Consider the following 16,254-nt stretch of genomic DNA (forward strand, 5'->3'; position numbering starts at 1 on the left):
ATTTTAAGAAAAAATAATAAAGAAAAAGCTATGAGGGGTGATAACTTGAAAAAGTATTTTAATATAATCATCGTTATTATAATTACTTTTATGACTTTAGTTTCTATATTTACATTAAAGGCGGAAAAAGTAGAAGGTGTGTTTTATTATGATGAAAACACAATTGAAGACGAAGCAGGATACATTTTCGATAATTATTATGATGTGAATATTAATTTTAAATAGGGCATCTGCCCTATTTATTACATAAACTTCTCAATTTTTCCTTATCCCATATATTAAGTTCTTCAATATTTTCAATAGCACCCAACATGTTATCTTTAATATCAGGAATAGTTTTTTGGAGTTGCCATATAAGGTCCTTTATGCTTTGCCTTTGGGTCTTACCATTGGCAGGACATAAATTTTTTACTACAGGGACATTATTTTTCTTTACAGCACTTCTTATATCCTTTTCATATAGATAAACAAAGGGCCTTATTAGATAAATGTCTTTATCTTCAAAATATGTTATTGGCGAGAAGGTGCTTATTCTGCCTTCGAAGAATAAGGACATTAAAAGGGTCTCTATTGCATCATCTGCATGATGGGCAAGGGCTATTTTGTTATATCCCATTTCCTTTGCGGAGTTGTATAAAGCACCTCGCCTTAATTTTGCACAAAGAGAACAAGGATTTGTTTCCTTTCTTATATCAAATACTATTTTAGCAATATCAGTTTGCACTATTTTATATGGGACGTTAAGTAGTTCAGTAAATTCTATAAGAGGGGTAAGGTTCATCCCTTCAAGTCCCATATCTATAGTTATTGCACCTAGTTCAAATTTCTGTGGACTAAACCTTTGATAAAGGGAAAGGGCGTATAATAGAAGAGTGCTATCCTTTCCACCTGAGAGCCCAACAACAACCCTATCACCATTTTGGAGCATATTAAACTCCTGAATACATTTTCTTAATCTACCAAGTATTCTTTGCATAATTACCACCGCCTTGAGACCTATATATATAAAATATATCAGTATTTATGCTTTCCTGTGAAGAAGCATTTTAATCCTGATTAAAATTTTTTATGATATATAGGAGAAAACAAGAGATATAAAGAGATAATGTGAGTATAAAAGATATAATTTAGTGTAATAATAAATAATGAGCGTTGAAAAAAAGAGTAATCTTATGTATACTTAATAATGTCGCTGGTGAGCGACGGGAAAACAAAATAAAGCGTGGGCGCCTAGCTCAGCTGGGAGAGCATCTGCCTTACAAGCAGAGGGTCACAGGTTCGAGCCCTGTGGTGCCCACCAGATATGCCGGCTTAGCTCAATGGTAGAGCAACTGACTTGTAATCAGTAGGTTGTAGGTTCGAGTCCTATAGCCGGCTCCACATGGAGCGGTTCCCGAGCGGCCAAAGGGGGCAGACTGTAAATCTGTTGGCAGACGCCTTCGGTGGTTCGAATCCACCCCGCTCCACCAAAAAAGACGCTTTAAAGCGTCTTTTTATTTGTATTAAATTTTAACTAATCAGTGGCAGAAGTCGCCACTTCTGTGTGGGTGATGAATGTCTCTTGACTTAAAAAAATATAAAATATAAAATAATTATATAGCGAAATCCAAGCTAAACCAACCACATAGTGGTATTGTTGGGGATGGAACAGTCCTTTGAGCGTGGAGAATCTGGTAACAAAAGTTATCTTAACTACGAAGCCACCCTTCAAAGAGTGGAGATAGTTCTTGCTAAAATTAAATATGATAAGGATATCCTTATCAAGAGAGGTGGAGGGACGGGCCCGATGAAACCCGGCAACCTGCATAAAGCAAGGTGCCAATTCCTGCAGAATGGAAACATTCTGGGAGATGAGGACGAGTATTAAGCCTCTTCTTGTCAGAAGGGGCTTTTTTTAATACATAATGTTTAGAGCTTATAAAAATAGTCAAAAATGAAAAATAATATAAAAGTAGGATTTTTAAAAAAGGAGGTTTTAGAATGGTAAAAAGACTTTTTACTTCAGAATCAGTTACAGAGGGTCATCCAGATAAAGTGTGTGACCAGATTTCAGATGCGATACTAGATGCTATACTTGCACAGGATCCTGAAGCTAGAGTTGCTTGCGAAACAGCAGTAACTACTGGTATGGTTCTTGTTATGGGAGAGATAACAACAAAATGCTATGTTGATATTCCAAAGATAGTAAGAAAGACAGTAGAAGAAATAGGATATACAAGAGCTAAGTATGGTTTTGATGCAGATACATGTGCAGTTTTAACTTCAATAGACGAACAATCACCAGATATAGCAATGGGCGTTGACAAGGCTCTTGAAGCTAAAAAGGGAGAAATGGACGCAATAGAAGCTATTGGAGCAGGAGACCAAGGTATGATGTTCGGTTTTGCTTGCAATGAAACACCAGAATACATGCCTCTTCCAATAGCACTTGCTCACAAGCTTGCAAGAAGGCTTGCTGAAGTTAGAAAGAATGGAACTTTGGAGTATTTAAGACCTGATGGAAAGACTCAAGTTACAGTTGAATATCATGATGATAAACCAGTAAGAGTAGATACAATAGTTGTTTCAACACAACATAGCCCAGAAGTAACAAGGGAACAAATAGAAAGAGACATTATAGAACATGTTATAAGAAAGGTTGTTCCTGCTAACCTTTTAGATGAAAATACAAAATATTTAATTAACCCAACAGGAAGATTCGTAATCGGTGGACCACACGGAGACTCAGGCTTAACAGGAAGAAAGATAATAGTTGATACATACGGTGGATACGGAAGACATGGTGGCGGTGCCTTCTCAGGAAAGGACCCAACAAAGGTTGACCGTTCAGCTGCATATGCTGCAAGATGGGTAGCAAAAAACCTTGTTGCTGCAGGACTTGCTGATAAGCTTGAAATTGAAATAGCTTATGCAATAGGAGTTGCAAGACCAGTTTCAATTGAAGTCGAAACATTTGGGACAGGAAAGCTTCCAGATGATAAGATTGTTGAAATAGTAAATAGAGTATTCGACTTAAGACCAGCTGCTATTATAAAGAATCTTGATCTTAGAAGACCAATCTATAGACAAGTTGCAGCTTATGGACACTTTGGAAGAACAGACCTTGACCTTCCATGGGAAAGACTTGATAAAGTAGAAGAAATCAAGAAGATAGTTGCGGAAATGATGTAAAACCTAAACTTAGGTGCCTGGCACCTAAGTTTATTTTTTGGGGACGGTTCTTAATTTTTTGATTATATAAAAAATTAAGAACCGTCCCTATTTATTTGTTAGGAGGTGAGAGAGATGGCAGTTACAGCAGTAAAGGTTACTTCAAATGTTGTTTTTAGGGTAAAGCTTGGGGTTGACCAAAACGGCAATGACATCGAAAGGGCTGTAACCTTAAGAAGGGTAAAACCAACTGCAGCAGATCAGGACGTTTTTGATGTTGTTGCAGCAATTGAAACATTACTTGAAGGACCAATTCAAAACGTTGTAAGACAAGACGTATCACAGCTTATTAATGCTTAATGGGAATGGCCTTTTTAATACTTAAAGAAGGGGGGATTTTGATGAAGACTTTACAGATGGTTTTCCAAAATACAGCTGGTAGAAATGTTTCAATAAACATCCCTTATGTTAAGGATGGAATAACGACGGAGGAAATAAGAAATTTAATGCAGCTCATATTAGCAAAAAACATATTTGATTCAACAGGCGGAAATTTAGTTTCAATAATGGGGGCAAGCGTGATTTCAAGGGATGTTACTGATTATGCCGTAAGATAAGGGTGATAGTATGGATGGTATTTTAAACCAGATAGCCAATTTAGGCTTTCCAATAGTTTTATCCATTTACCTCCTAGTTAGGGTGGAGGGTAAACTGGAGAAACTTTCCGAGAGCATAAATGAGTTATCGAGAACAATTGCGTCGATTAAGGATTAAGGGTGGGGTTTTCCCCACTCTTAATCTTTAATAGATATCAAATCATTTTAAAAAACATAAAAATTTCTAGCTATTGAAAATTGACTTTGCAGTTTAAAGTAAATTTGAATTTAGGAAGGTGAGATTTAATGGCTATAGCAATATATTGTCCTCCAAGCAAAGCAAGTAAGAATGTAATTACTGTAAATGCAACTTTAACAAGAAAAGAAGTAGAAGTAATTAGAAACTATTATGAAGCAAAAGAAGATTGGGTTAATGTTATTGCAACGACTTTGGTTACAGTGTTATTAATGTCAACAAATAATTTATTTGCATTTTTGGGAGGGATTACATCAACATTGTTGACGAGTGTAATTTCAGAGAATCTAATAAATAAAGATAATAACATTGATGCAATACTCGTAAATTTAACAAGAGATACATTTAATGTGATATGCACCTATAAATACGTAAGACATGGCTCTAATGATGGTGCATATTTTTTAACATATATTAATTTCCAATAAAGGTGGAGGGGAAATCCTTTCTCCTTCATTTTTTTAAGAAAATAAGTAAATCACAGCGAACATTAGTCCCCAAGCCGTTAAAATTAAGCCTAACTTTGAAAAAGGTTTAGTTTTATATCCTTTTAACGAACTGTTTAATTTTTCTACTATAAGTTTATATAAGGGGGTATTATATATATCTGTTAAATATAAAGACGTTAAATCGAATACCTTGGGTTTAACTTTGATTGTCCATTTATTTTTTTCTTCTTCTATTATGATTGAATTTTTATGAACATTATGATTAATTTGCTGTTCTTTTAAAATTTTACTTAGAATATCTAGGATGTCATTGGGAGGCAAGTTAAAAACTATATATTTTCCTTTAACTATAACCTTATCCCCATAGTCATAGTGTAACAAAAGCCCAAAAACAAACATCACTATAATAAATGCTATTTTAGCTCTAATTTGTTCAAATGATATAGAAGTCAAAAGAGTTAAAAGAAGAAAAATAAAGTTAAAAAATTCATATTTACACAGAAATGATTTTTTGTATATTATTACCGAGCCTAAAAGTATAAGAATTATACCTAAAATAAACATAAAAATCCCTCCTAAAAAAATAACAGAAGTATATATTATCAGATTGCAGATAATTCCTTTTTCTGTTAAAGATTTGAAATACCCCATAAGGATTTAAAAGACAATCTTTCATAAGCTTTAGCAATTAGAATTGCTTAGTGAAATAACTGAATGTCATGGTATCCTTCACGGGGCTAACTAAAAACTTTTTAAAGATCCTAAGTATTTTTATGCTTCAACTTGCTGTTTTTTATGCCTTATAAGAAACGTTAATCCAGAAAGTATTCTTAAAAATCCTACTATCAGAAAGGCATTTTTTATTCCTGTAAAATGCGATAATCTCATTCCTATCCAAGGGGAAATTACTAAAGTTATATTAGTTACAAGATTATAAAAGGCAATAAAGGAGGTTCGATTTTCTCTTGGGGATACCTCATATAACGAGTTTAAAAGAAGTAGCATAACCCCTGATACACTAAAGCCTGTAAGCGCAACAAAATATGTAACATGATATATTTTGGTAGATATAGAATAGAAAAAGGGTGCAAGGGCCATGCCTAATGAGGCAATAGTTATTGCAGCAGAATTGCCGTTATTTTTAGAAAAACGTCCCCAAAACCTATATCCATATGCCATTGCAATTCCGTTTATAGTGGATATAATGGCTGCCCACATCTCGTTCGTTTTAAGATAATCTACCTCATAGGTTAAAAAAAGTGGCCAAGCCATTTGCCATGTAAAATGAAAAATAATGACGCAGATTATAAAAACAAAATATTCCTTATGTTTTGGAAGGTTTATCAAAAAATCTAAAGATATTTTATTACCGTTAGTTGAAACTTCTGCATAGGCAGCATTTTTTCTCTCTTTATGCATTAATAAAGTTATAACCTCGATTATTCCAATAAAAAAGGCTATAACAAAGGCTATTTGATAAAAGGTTATAAGCTGGGATTTATTCCTTGAAAGAGAAGTTAATAAAAATCCTGTTATAAGAGTTGTTGCAGTTCCTGCTATTGTTGCAATGCTGTTTCTTGATGCTAAACTTGCCTCCCTATCTCCAGGTGGAAATATGTCTGCGAGGAAAGACTGCCATAAAAATACTGCAATAGAATTTGGAAAATTCATTGCACTGTATAATATTACAAAGGCTATTGGCCTTAATTTATCAGGTAAAAAGGGAACAAGTGCGATTAAAATATAAAAAAACCTCGTTATTAAAAAAGCGAAGGATGTTGTTCGCTTTTTGTTTTTTGTATTTGTTAAAATAATTCCACCTATAAATATCGCAAGGATACTGAAAAAAGCTGGAAGTGAATTAAAAAGCGAGACAAGCTCATCATTTGCATTTAATCTTTTTAAAAACAGTCCTGCAAAGGAAGTAACTAAATTCACTGCGATGACCTGCAAAACTCCGTTCAAATTATTAAGGAAAAAGTTATTTTTTAGTTTAGACAATATAACACCCCCATCCCCATAAAGATTATAACAAAAAATTAAAAAAATTGAAAGAAAAATTAAAATTTGACACCGAACAAATGTTCGTATTATAATTTTCTTGTAATAAAATGGAAGGGGTTGATATCATGCTTATATATATCTTGCCTTTCTATTTAGAGGGAGTAGGGGATGTTTGCAAGGTAAAGGATGAAAAGGGAGAAAGAATTGTTTATATAAAACTTTCCAATATGCTCAAAAACATATTTAAAGAAAGAATGCTGGATTTTAAAGAGGTTAGAAGAAAATGTAGAAAAGTGTTAAATCAAAAGAACATTATTCCTCTTATGTTAAATGAAAAGGAAATCTTACTTCCAATAAAAATTAGAAAACCCAGGACGTCAAGGGATGAAGTTTATGGCTATATTAATTTTCATTTTATTGATAAAATAGAAGAAGGAGAAATCCTTTTAAAAGATGGACAAAAAATTTTTTTTATAGAAAGCTATAGGTCTGTTATTAAAAGGACAAAATTAGTTAAAACTCTAGAAAAGGAATTTTGTGATAAAATTAAATTAGATAAATTTGACTTTAACGCCCCTGCGACAAAGGGGGATATTGCTTTTATATTAAATGAGATACTCTATCTTAAAAAGCTTTTGGAATAGGTGATGAGAATGATAGAAATAGAAGGATTAGTTGAGAATATAGTTTTTAGAAATGAAGAAAATGGATATACAGTTATCAAGTTAAGACATAATAATGAGCTCATTTCAGTCGTAGGAACAATGCCCTATATTAGCGAAGGAATTAGGATAAAGGTTTCAGGCGAGTGGGTAGTTCATCCGACCTTTGGACAACAAATTAAGCTTACTGGCTACGAAGAGGTTAAGCCTAATACCATAGAAGGCATAGAAAAATATTTGGCATCAGGGCTTATTCCTGGAATAGGTCCGGTAACTGCTAAAAAAATTGTAGAAAAGTTTGGCAAAGACACTTTAGAGATAATAGAAATGAACCCGGAAAGGTTAACAGAAGTTGACGGAATAGGAGAAAAAAAAGCCCAAAGGATTTCTGAAGCTTTCAACGAACAGAGAGAATTAAGAAATGTCCTTATTTTCCTACAAAGCTATGGTATTTCAACAAACTTAGGGATTAAAATTTTCAAAAGATATGGAAATGAAACAATAAGGGTCGTCAAAGAAAACCCCTATAGACTTTGTGATGAGGTAAATGGAATAGGATTTAAAACGGCAGATAAAATAGCACGAAGTATTGGGACAGATTTAACTTCAAAATATAGAATTAGGGCAGGAATAAAATATGTCCTTGCAAACTGCATATCAAACGGACATGTTTATCTTCCTAAATTGGAGCTTTTGGAGGAGGCCTATAAACTACTTAACATCCCCTATGAGCTTATAGAAAATGAGATTATAAGTCTTATTGAGTCTAAGGATGTTGTAAGGGATGATATAGATAATCAAGAAGTTTATTATTTATCACCTTATTACTTTGCTGAGCTTAAGGTTGCCAAAAAACTTATAGAATTATCCCTTCAAACAATTAAAGAAGATCTTGAATGGATAGATAAGGAGATTAAGGATTTTGAGAGGGAAAATAATATTAAATTAGCTGATGAACAAAGGGAGGCAATAATTAAGGCAGTATCGAATGGTGTTTGCGTAATAACTGGAGGTCCTGGCACAGGGAAAACTACGATAATAAAATGTATTATAAAAATTTTTAATAAAAAGGGTCTTGAGGTTGCCCTTTGTGCTCCAACAGGGAGGGCTGCAAAGAGAATTACGGAGGCTACTTTAGAAGAAGCAAAAACTATTCACAGGCTCCTTGAGATGGAGTTTTTAGAATCTGAAAATGGCCCTTGCTTTGCAAGGGATGAGTATAATCCATTAGATCAGGATGTGATCATAGTAGATGAGGCCTCGATGGTGGATATCCTCCTTATGAATAGTTTGTTAAAGGCCATCGACATGGGTAAAAGGCTTATTATTGTTGGGGACGTAGATCAGCTCCCTTCTGTAGGTCCTGGAAATGTTTTAAGGGATATAATAGAAAGCAAGGGTGTTGTAGTTGTTAGATTAAATAGAGTATTTAGACAAAAAAATGAGAGTCTTATTGCTATAAATGCACATAAAATAAATAATGGTGAGATGCCTTTTCTTAACGAAAAGGATAAAGATTTTTTCTTTATTCAAAAGAACAATCCTCAAGATATTTTAGAAGAGATTTTAAATCTTGTAGACAGAAGGCTGCCAAGCTTTAAGGAGGGCTTTGACCCCTTAAAGGATATACAGGTTTTATCTCCTATGAGAAAGGGAGAAAATGGAGTGTTGAATTTAAATAAAGAGCTTCAAAGGATTTTAAATCCTCCTTCGAGTAAAAAGGCAGAAAAAGAGGTTAGGGACATGATTTTTAGAGAAGGCGATAAGGTTATGCAAACCAAAAATAACTACAGTCTACAATGGGAAGGGGATTTTTCGATAGATGGTCAGGGGGTTGGAGTTTTTAATGGTGATATAGGTTTTATAGAAAAAATAGACGATGAGGAACAAAAGGTGACTGTTGCCTTCGATGATAAAAGGGTGGTGTATGATTTTTCAAATCTTGATGAACTGGATCTAGCCTATGCCATAACAATTCATAAAAGTCAAGGAAGCGAATTTCCTGTAATAGTTGTTCCAGTTTCCTTTGGGCCACCGATGCTTATGACGAGAAATTTAATATATACAGCTGTGACAAGGGCTAAGAAACTTGTGGTGCTTGTCGGGATGAAACAAGCCCTAAGCTTTATGATCTCAAACGACAAAACCTTTAATAGATTTTCTGGTCTAAAAAACAGAATAATAGATGTTATTTCGTCAATTAAATAGAGGTGATCCGATGGAGGTTTATTTGTATAAAGCCAAGGGGACGGGTGGGGCTATATATGATTTTTCCTTTAATCCGTATATAGACCACGAAATTTTAAAAAGGACAAGAAATATTGAATCCTTTGAAGTATTAGGTAAGATTTCAATTGATAGGGCTAAGAGCATTATTGATAAAATAAATAAAACATCTATGCTTGATAAAATAATAAAAAATACTGACTTTTTAGTGAAAAAGGAGATTAAAAAAAATAGTCTAAAGGCAGAATATAAAAAAATATCTTCAGGATATGTTCTACCATCAAAGGAAGATATAGAATTTGTGGAGGGTAAAATTATAGGTAGAGTTTTAACCTTAAATGATATCATCGATTATTTTAAAAGATATTATCAATATGATTATCTGCTTGATATATTACAGGTATTATACTGTGAAAGAAGAGTTTCAATTCTTCCTGCCTTTAGAGAAGAAGGAGAAAAACTTTATTGTAATTTCTGCAGAAGGAGGGTTTGCGAAGGCTGCCAATTTAATTTTAAAGAATCGGATCTATTGATTTATGCTGCAGATAACTATAATTTCTCATTAAGACAAGGTTTAGGATATAAATTTCCAAAATTAAAGGACGTAAAGGAAGATATCGCCCTTGATCTATTAGATTTTATAAAATCCAAGAAAAATAATGGGCTTATTTTCTCAGCTCCCCATTCATTTAGTTTAGATATGCTTTACCCTTCCTTTTCCGAAATTTTGAAAACTGGTGGTAAGGTCCTATATATAACAAGCTTTAATGAGGCATATGAAGCATTAGAAAATTTAAAATCGACCTTTTACAACAAAAAAATATCAATAATTCATGATAAATTTGAAGATTTTAGAAATAACGATATAGTTATATCCTACAAATCTAATTATGTTCCTTTTTACAAAGCCTTTGATTTGGTTTTATTGAACGATATTTATAGGGCATTTAATAAAGAGAAATTGCTGCACTTTGCGGCAAAAAAGGCTTGCAAGGACAAGGGGAAGTTTATAGTAGCTTGTATAAATCCCGAAAGATATAAAGAACTCAGCTTTGAAATTACATTTTTGCCCTATTCTCATGGCAACCATCTAATTCCTGAACCAAGGGTTGAGATATCAAAGGTTCTAAGGGAGGGATTTTATCTTCCTGATCTTGCTTTAGATACTTTAAGATGGTCAATCAAGGATGGAAGCAAAACAATAGTTTTTATCCCTAAGAGGATGCAAATATCAACAATATTGAATTACCTTATAATGGAGGGTATAAATAAAAATCAAATTGAGTCAAAAAGCGATTTTTTAACGTTTTTGAAGGGAACAAAAAGGATATATTTAACCAGCGATTTTAGTATTTCTAAAAACTTTTCAGAAAATGTAAACGTTATAGTTTTAAATGCCCATGATGACTGTTATAACGAAGAAATTTTAATTTATCTATCTGCCCTTGCATCCCTTGGGAAAAACAAAAAAGTTGGGGAGGTTTTATTTGTTGCCGAAAATGAAACGGAGGGGATCTCTTTAGCCAAAAAGTGTATAAGAAGTTTAAACAAAGCCGCCTGGGAAAAGGGGTTTGTGAAGCAATAGATGCCCTTTTCTATATTTTGTTTCCTGAAACAAAATATTGTTTAAACTGTGGAAGACTTCAAGAAGAAAAATTTGGACTTTGCACCTTCTGTTATACGGAGATTTTAAAAATTAAATTATCTAAAAGTGTTGTATATGCTTATCCTATAGAGGTAGCCTTTGATGAGGTATATTCTGTATTTAAGTATGACAAGGTAGCTAAGGACATAGTAAGAAGATTGAAATATAAAGAAAAAGTTGAACTGAGCAAAGTTATAGCGTTTTTTATGAAGGATACAATAGATGAGAATAAAATAAAATTTGATCTTATTGTTCCAATTCCAATTTCCAAGAAAAGGTTGAAACTAAGGGGATATAATCAAGCTCTTTTAATTGCAAAGGAACTTTCAAAGCTCACGTTTATTCCTTTTAAGGATTGCATAGAAAAAATAAAAGATACTAAGTCTCAAACACTATTCAAAGATGAAAATAGATGGTATAATGTTAAGGGGGTTTTTGATTGTAACGAGGACCTTCAAGGGAAAACAATTCTTATTGTGGATGATGTATTTACAACCGGGGCAACAGCCCATTATGCATCCGAAGCCTTAAAAAAGTGTAAGGCTAAAAAAGTAATAGTTTTGACCTTTGCGTCATAAGGATATGGCATGATTAGGTCTGTGGTTGAAAGTCGATGCCAGTCGCAGGCGAAACGACCCACGTAAGTCAGACAAAGTCTGATGAGCATGGTGCGGCTTAGAAGTAAGTCCTGCCGGTAAAACCGAGAGGAGGATTAGTGAGAGGCATACACCTTAAGCAAAACTCCCAGCAGGCGAGTGTGGGGGCAAAGACCAGGTCAGCTAATCAATGCCATATCCTTTTTGTATTTCTTTTTATATTTTTGCACAAAATATAAAAAGATATTAACATTAATTGTTGATAAAAACCCTTTGAAATTCAAGTTATGCACAAATTTGTCCACATTATCCACAGATAAATATCAACATATTAACATTTTTCACACTTTAGTAAAAAAGGCTTGATTAAATTTTCAGAAAATATTAAAATTAAAATAAGAAATTTTTCCCTTAGACCACTTGAAAGGGGTAGATCTTATGAAATTTATGATTACGGGAAAGAACATAGTTTTAACAGATGCTCTAAAGGATGTTGTAGAAAAAAAGCTTGGCAAGCTTGAAAAGTATTTTAGTCCAGAACAGGAGGCACATGTTACTTTATCAGTTCAAAAGAATAGGCAGATAATTGAGGTTACAATACCATTTAACGGGATGATATTAAGGGGCGAAGAATCAAGCGGTGATATGTATACATCCATAGATAATGTAGTTGAAAAAATAGAAAGGCAAATAATCAAACATAAAACTAAATTACAAAAGAGGGTTCACAATGGAGAAACACTGAAATTCTTAGATATACCTGAATATAGGGATTACGATGAGGATGAAGAGGGCAAGATAGTTAAGAAAAAAAGGTTTTCAGTAAAGCCTATGGATGTCGAAGAGGCAATACTTGAAATGGAGCTTTTAGGTCATAATTTCTTTGTATTTAGAAACGCAAATACAGAAGAGGTCAATGTGGTTTATAAAAGAAAGGACGGTAACTACGGTATAATAGAGCCAGAAATATAAGGCACGATTAATCGTGCCTTATTTCTTTTGATTGTTAAATTAATTAAAATATGTTAAAATATTAGTATTGCTTTAAAGGAAGGTGGTAGGATGGGACTTTTAGAAAAGATATTTGGGACCCACAGTGAAAGGGAAATTAAAAGGCTAATGCCAATAGTCGATAAAATAGAAAGCCTTGAAAAAACTATGGAAGGTCTTTCAGATGAAGAGCTTAGGAATAAGACCTTCGAGTTTAAGGAAAGGCTTCAAAGGGGCGAAACCCTCGATGACATTTTGCCAGAGGCCTTTGCAGTTGTTAGGGAGGCTGCTTGGAGAACCCTTGGAATGAAGCATTTTAGAGTTCAGCTTTTAGGTGGCATCGTTCTTCATCAAGGAAGAATTGCTGAAATGAAGACAGGTGAAGGAAAAACATTAGTTGCAACTTTACCTGCTTACCTTAATGCCCTAACTGGAAAGGGTGTTCATGTTGTAACTGTAAACGACTACCTTGCAAAGCGTGACAGGGAATGGATGGGTAAGATATATGAATTTTTAGGGCTTACTGTTGGTGTTATTACCCATGACCTTGATGCAGAGGAAAGAAGAAGGGCATATAATTGTGACATCACCTACGGAACTAATAATGAATTTGGCTTTGACTATTTAAGGGATAACATGGTTATATACAAAGAAGAGATGGTTCAAAGGGATCTTCATTATGCCATAATCGACGAAGTTGACTCAATCCTTATAGATGAAGCTAGAACTCCTCTTATTATCTCTGGCGCTGGTGAAAAATCAACAAGGCTATATGAAGTTGCTGACATGTTTGTTAGGACATTAAAAAAGGATGAAGATTATGAAGTTGACGAAAAACAACATGCAGTTACATTAACCCAAAGCGGTATAGATAAAGCAGAAAAATTCTTTAATCTTGAAAACTATGCAGATCCAGAGAACATGGAGATACAGCACCATGTAATTCAAGCCCTAAAGGCTCATGCCCTTATGAAAAGGGATATCGATTATGTAGTAAAAGATGGTGAAGTTATTATAGTTGATGAGTTTACCGGAAGATTAATGTATGGAAGAAGATATTCAGATGGTCTTCATCAGGCAATTGAAGCAAAGGAAGGAGTTAAAATAGAAAGGGAGTCAAAGACCCTTGCGACTATTACCTTCCAAAACTACTTTAGACTATATGAAAAAATTGCCGGTATGACAGGAACTGCCCAAACCGAAGAGGCAGAATTTAGAGAAATATACGGACTTGATGTTATAGTAATTCCAACAAATAGGCCTATGATTAGAGTAGACCATCCGGATGTTGTATATAAGACAGAAAAGGCAAAATTTGATGCCATCGTTGAAGAAATAGTTGAAACCCATAAAACCGGGCAGCCTGTTCTAGTTGGAACGATAAGCATAGAAAAATCAGAAATGCTATCAACCATGTTAAAGAAAAGGGGTATTCATCATCAGGTTCTCAACGCAAAATACCATGAAAAGGAAGCAGAAATAGTTGCCCATGCTGGAGAAAGAGGTATGGTAACCATTGCAACAAACATGGCTGGTCGTGGAACCGACATAAAACTTGGTGAGGGTGTTGCTGAACTTGGAGGACTTAAAATAATAGGAACTGAAAGGCACGAATCAAGGAGAATAGACAACCAGCTAAGAGGACGTGCTGGCCGTCAAGGGGATCCAGGATGTTCAAGATTTTATGTTTCCTTAGAAGATGATTTGATGAGGCTCTTTGGTTCTGATAGGATAAAGGATATAGTATCAAAGCTTGGTCTTCCTGATGATGAGCCTATTGAAAGTAAGATGGTTACAAATGCAATAGAACAGGCCCAAAAGAGGGTTGAGGCAAACAACTTTGAAATAAGAAAATCCCTATTGCAGTTTGACGATGTTTTAAACAGACAAAGAGAAATAATATATTCCCAAAGGAAAAAGGTTTTAGAGGGAGAAAACTTAAAGGACAGCATACAGGGTATGATCATAGATGTTGTTACATCTATAGTCAATGCCCATGTAACTGATGACAGGCATAGGGAAGAATGGGATCTTAAGGGACTTTCAAGATATATTGAAGACGTATTTATGGTAAAAATTAGCGAACAGCAGTTAGATCCTCTTTCAAAGGATGAAATCCTAGAAAAAATTACAGATACAATTAATAAAGCTTATGAGGAAAAGGAAAAGGAATTTGAAGAAAATATTTTTAGAGAAATCGAAAGGGTTGTTCTTCTAAGGACTGTTGATACAAAGTGGATTGACCACATAGATGCTATGGAACATCTAAAGCAGGGAATAGGCCTCAGAGCGTATAGGCATAGAGACCCTGTTCAAGAATATCAAATTGAAGGTATGAATATGTTTGATGAGATGATCTATAGCATCAAAGAAGATACATTAAGATTCCTGTTTAGAGTAAAACCTGAAAGAAAGGTTGAAAGGGAAAGGGTAGCAGAGCCTACTTCAACGAACTATGATGATTCTGTTAAAAAGCAGCCTGTTAGAAAATCAGAAAAAATAGGAAGAAACGATCCATGCCCATGTGGAAGCGGTAAAAAATATAAAAATTGTTGTGGAAGAAACGTATAAGGAGGCGATAGGATGCACATTCAATTTGAAGAACATTATTCAGCAATTGAACCAATGAAAAGAATCCTAGAAGAAGTGGGGGCTTCTCTTTGACATCCCAAGGCTCAAAAAGGAAGTTGAAGAATTAGAAACCAAGATGCAGGATGCTAATTTTTGGAACAACATTGAGGAGGCTCAAAAGATAGTTCAAAGGGCAAAATCCCTAAAGGATAAAGTAGAAAGATATGAGAGCCTTTTAAAAAGAGTGGAGGATCTTGAGGTTTTAATTGAGCTTTGTGATGAAGAGGAGGACTACTCTCATCTTGATGAAATCGCAGAAGAAAGGCACGACCTTGAAAAAAATATAGAAGCCTTTAGGATAGAGACGATGCTTTCTGGAGAATACGATAAAAATGATGCTATATTAACTATCCATGCTGGTGCAGGTGGAACAGAGGCCTGTGATTGGGCTTCTATGCTTTTAAGAATGTATACAAGATGGGCGGAAGGCAAAGGTTATAAAGTAGAGACCGTAGACTTTTTACCAGGTGATGAGGCAGGAGTAAAGAGCGTAACATTAGAGATAAAAGGGGAATACGCCTATGGTTATTTAAAAGCTGAAAAGGGTGTTCATAGACTTGTAAGAATTTCACCCTTCGATGCTGCAGGAAAGAGGCATACATCCTTTGCTTCTGTTGAAGTTTTACCTGAAATTACCGATGATCAGGATATAGAAATAAGGGATGAGGATATAAAGATAGATACCTTCCGCTCCGGCGGGGCAGGCGGGCAGTATGTTAACAAGACTGAGTCTGCCGTTAGAATAACCCACCTTCCAACTGGAATAGTAGTTTCCTGCCAGAGCGAAAGGAGTCAACACTCCAATAGAGAAATGGCAATGAAGATGCTAAAAGCAAAGCTAATTGAGCTTAAAGAAAGGGAAAGAAAGGAAAAGATAGAGGATCTTACTGGAGAGCAAAAGGAAATAGGCTGGGGAAGCCAGATAAGAAGTTACGTATTCCAGCCCTATACCCTTGTTAAGGATCATAGGACTGGAGTTGAAATTGGAAATATTCAAGCTGTTATGGATGGAGAAATCGACGATTTTATAAATGCATATTTAAAGATGG

At 34.5% G+C, this 16,254-nt stretch carries 16 protein-coding genes, 3 tRNA genes and 1 riboswitch; of the genes, 16 read left to right on the plus strand and 3 right to left on the minus strand.

Features of this window, described 5'->3' with window-relative positions:
- Window positions 1-45 precede the first annotated feature (45 nt).
- Window positions 46-225, plus strand: a complete 180-nt coding sequence (locus CAAU_RS01920) for a hypothetical protein (protein ID WP_008907750.1) — start codon at window positions 46-48, stop codon at window positions 223-225.
- 10 nt (window positions 226-235) lie between these two features.
- Here CAAU_RS01920 and CAAU_RS01925 read toward each other — a convergent pair whose 3' ends face one another.
- Window positions 236-976 (minus strand): tRNA lysidine(34) synthetase, encoded by a 741-nt coding sequence (locus CAAU_RS01925; protein ID WP_008907751.1) that lies wholly within the window; start codon window positions 974-976, stop codon window positions 236-238.
- A 248-nt stretch (window positions 977-1,224) separates the two neighbouring features.
- Here CAAU_RS01925 and CAAU_RS01930 point away from each other — a divergent pair.
- The 8 genes from CAAU_RS01930 to CAAU_RS01965 all read left to right on the plus strand — a co-directional run bounded on the left by CAAU_RS01930 (window position 1,225) and on the right by CAAU_RS01965 (window position 4,430).
- Window positions 1,225-1,300, plus strand: a tRNA-Val gene (locus CAAU_RS01930).
- A gap of 5 nt (window positions 1,301-1,305) precedes the next feature.
- Window positions 1,306-1,380: transfer RNA gene (locus tag CAAU_RS01935), tRNA-Thr, on the plus strand.
- Between the two features lie 3 nt (window positions 1,381-1,383).
- Window positions 1,384-1,469, plus strand: a tRNA-Tyr gene (locus CAAU_RS01940).
- Window positions 1,470-1,754: 285 nt separating this feature from the next.
- Window positions 1,755-1,857, plus strand: a riboswitch (SAM riboswitch).
- A 123-nt stretch (window positions 1,858-1,980) separates the two neighbouring features.
- Window positions 1,981-3,171, plus strand: a complete 1,191-nt coding sequence (gene metK, locus CAAU_RS01950) for a methionine adenosyltransferase (RefSeq protein ID WP_008907752.1) — start codon at window positions 1,981-1,983, stop codon at window positions 3,169-3,171.
- Between the two features lie 114 nt (window positions 3,172-3,285).
- A complete protein-coding gene (locus CAAU_RS01955; protein ID WP_008907753.1) occupies window positions 3,286-3,510 on the plus strand; it encodes a DUF1659 domain-containing protein in 225 nt (74 codons plus the stop codon).
- A 41-nt stretch (window positions 3,511-3,551) separates the two neighbouring features.
- Window positions 3,552-3,767 (plus strand): DUF2922 domain-containing protein, encoded by a 216-nt coding sequence (locus CAAU_RS01960; RefSeq protein WP_008907754.1) that lies wholly within the window; start codon window positions 3,552-3,554, stop codon window positions 3,765-3,767.
- Between the two features lie 10 nt (window positions 3,768-3,777).
- On the plus strand, window positions 3,778-3,924 hold the full coding sequence (locus CAAU_RS14125) for a YvrJ family protein (protein ID WP_008907755.1): 147 nt from the start codon (window positions 3,778-3,780) through the stop codon (window positions 3,922-3,924).
- A 128-nt stretch (window positions 3,925-4,052) separates the two neighbouring features.
- Window positions 4,053-4,430, plus strand: coding sequence for a hypothetical protein (locus CAAU_RS01965; RefSeq protein ID WP_008907756.1), 378 nt, complete (start codon window positions 4,053-4,055; stop codon window positions 4,428-4,430).
- Window positions 4,431-4,463: 33 nt separating this feature from the next.
- Here the strand turns inward: CAAU_RS01965 and CAAU_RS01970 are convergent, their stop codons facing one another.
- Window positions 4,464-5,015 carry a hypothetical protein gene (locus CAAU_RS01970; RefSeq protein ID WP_008907757.1) on the minus strand — a complete coding sequence of 184 codons (552 nt, stop codon included), beginning with the start codon at window positions 5,013-5,015 and terminating at the stop codon, window positions 4,464-4,466.
- Window positions 5,016-5,222: 207 nt separating this feature from the next.
- A complete protein-coding gene (locus CAAU_RS01975; protein ID WP_040305667.1) occupies window positions 5,223-6,452 on the minus strand; it encodes an MFS transporter in 1,230 nt (409 codons plus the stop codon).
- Between the two features lie 128 nt (window positions 6,453-6,580).
- Here CAAU_RS01975 and CAAU_RS01980 point away from each other — a divergent pair, with 128 nt between their 5' ends.
- The 7 genes from CAAU_RS01980 to prfB all read left to right on the plus strand — a co-directional run.
- A complete protein-coding gene (locus tag CAAU_RS01980) occupies window positions 6,581-7,099 on the plus strand; it encodes a hypothetical protein (protein WP_008907760.1) in 519 nt (172 codons plus the stop codon).
- Between the two features lie 9 nt (window positions 7,100-7,108).
- Complete coding sequence (recD2, locus tag CAAU_RS01985; RefSeq protein WP_008907761.1) at window positions 7,109-9,325, plus strand: SF1B family DNA helicase RecD2; 2,217 nt, start codon at window positions 7,109-7,111, stop codon at window positions 9,323-9,325.
- A gap of 10 nt (window positions 9,326-9,335) precedes the next feature.
- The gene (locus tag CAAU_RS01990; RefSeq protein WP_008907762.1) at window positions 9,336-10,928 is read left to right on the plus strand and encodes a DEAD/DEAH box helicase family protein; all 1,593 of its coding nucleotides are present in this window, start codon (window positions 9,336-9,338) and stop codon (window positions 10,926-10,928) included.
- 17 nt (window positions 10,929-10,945) lie between these two features.
- On the plus strand, window positions 10,946-11,566 hold the full coding sequence (locus CAAU_RS01995) for a ComF family protein (RefSeq protein WP_008907763.1): 621 nt from the start codon (window positions 10,946-10,948) through the stop codon (window positions 11,564-11,566).
- 456 nt (window positions 11,567-12,022) lie between these two features.
- Window positions 12,023-12,556, plus strand: a complete 534-nt coding sequence (gene hpf / locus CAAU_RS02000) for a ribosome hibernation-promoting factor, HPF/YfiA family (RefSeq protein ID WP_008907764.1) — start codon at window positions 12,023-12,025, stop codon at window positions 12,554-12,556.
- Between the two features lie 90 nt (window positions 12,557-12,646).
- Entirely contained in the window at window positions 12,647-15,145 is a 2,499-nt protein-coding gene (gene secA / locus CAAU_RS02005) for a preprotein translocase subunit SecA (protein WP_008907765.1), read from the plus strand.
- A gap of 12 nt (window positions 15,146-15,157) precedes the next feature.
- Window positions 15,158-16,254 (plus strand): peptide chain release factor 2 gene (gene prfB / locus CAAU_RS02010; protein WP_242822552.1). Its coding sequence is split into 2 segments (ribosomal slippage), with 1,096 coding nucleotides annotated over them: window positions 15,158-15,235 and window positions 15,237-16,254; the frame shifts between segments, so codons are not numbered across the junction. This gene is flagged as partial in the annotation.

Origin of the sequence: Caloramator australicus RC3, assembly GCF_000297115.1 — a bacterium.
Taxonomy (GTDB): Bacteria; Bacillota; Clostridia; order Clostridiales; family Caloramatoraceae; genus Caloramator; species Caloramator australicus.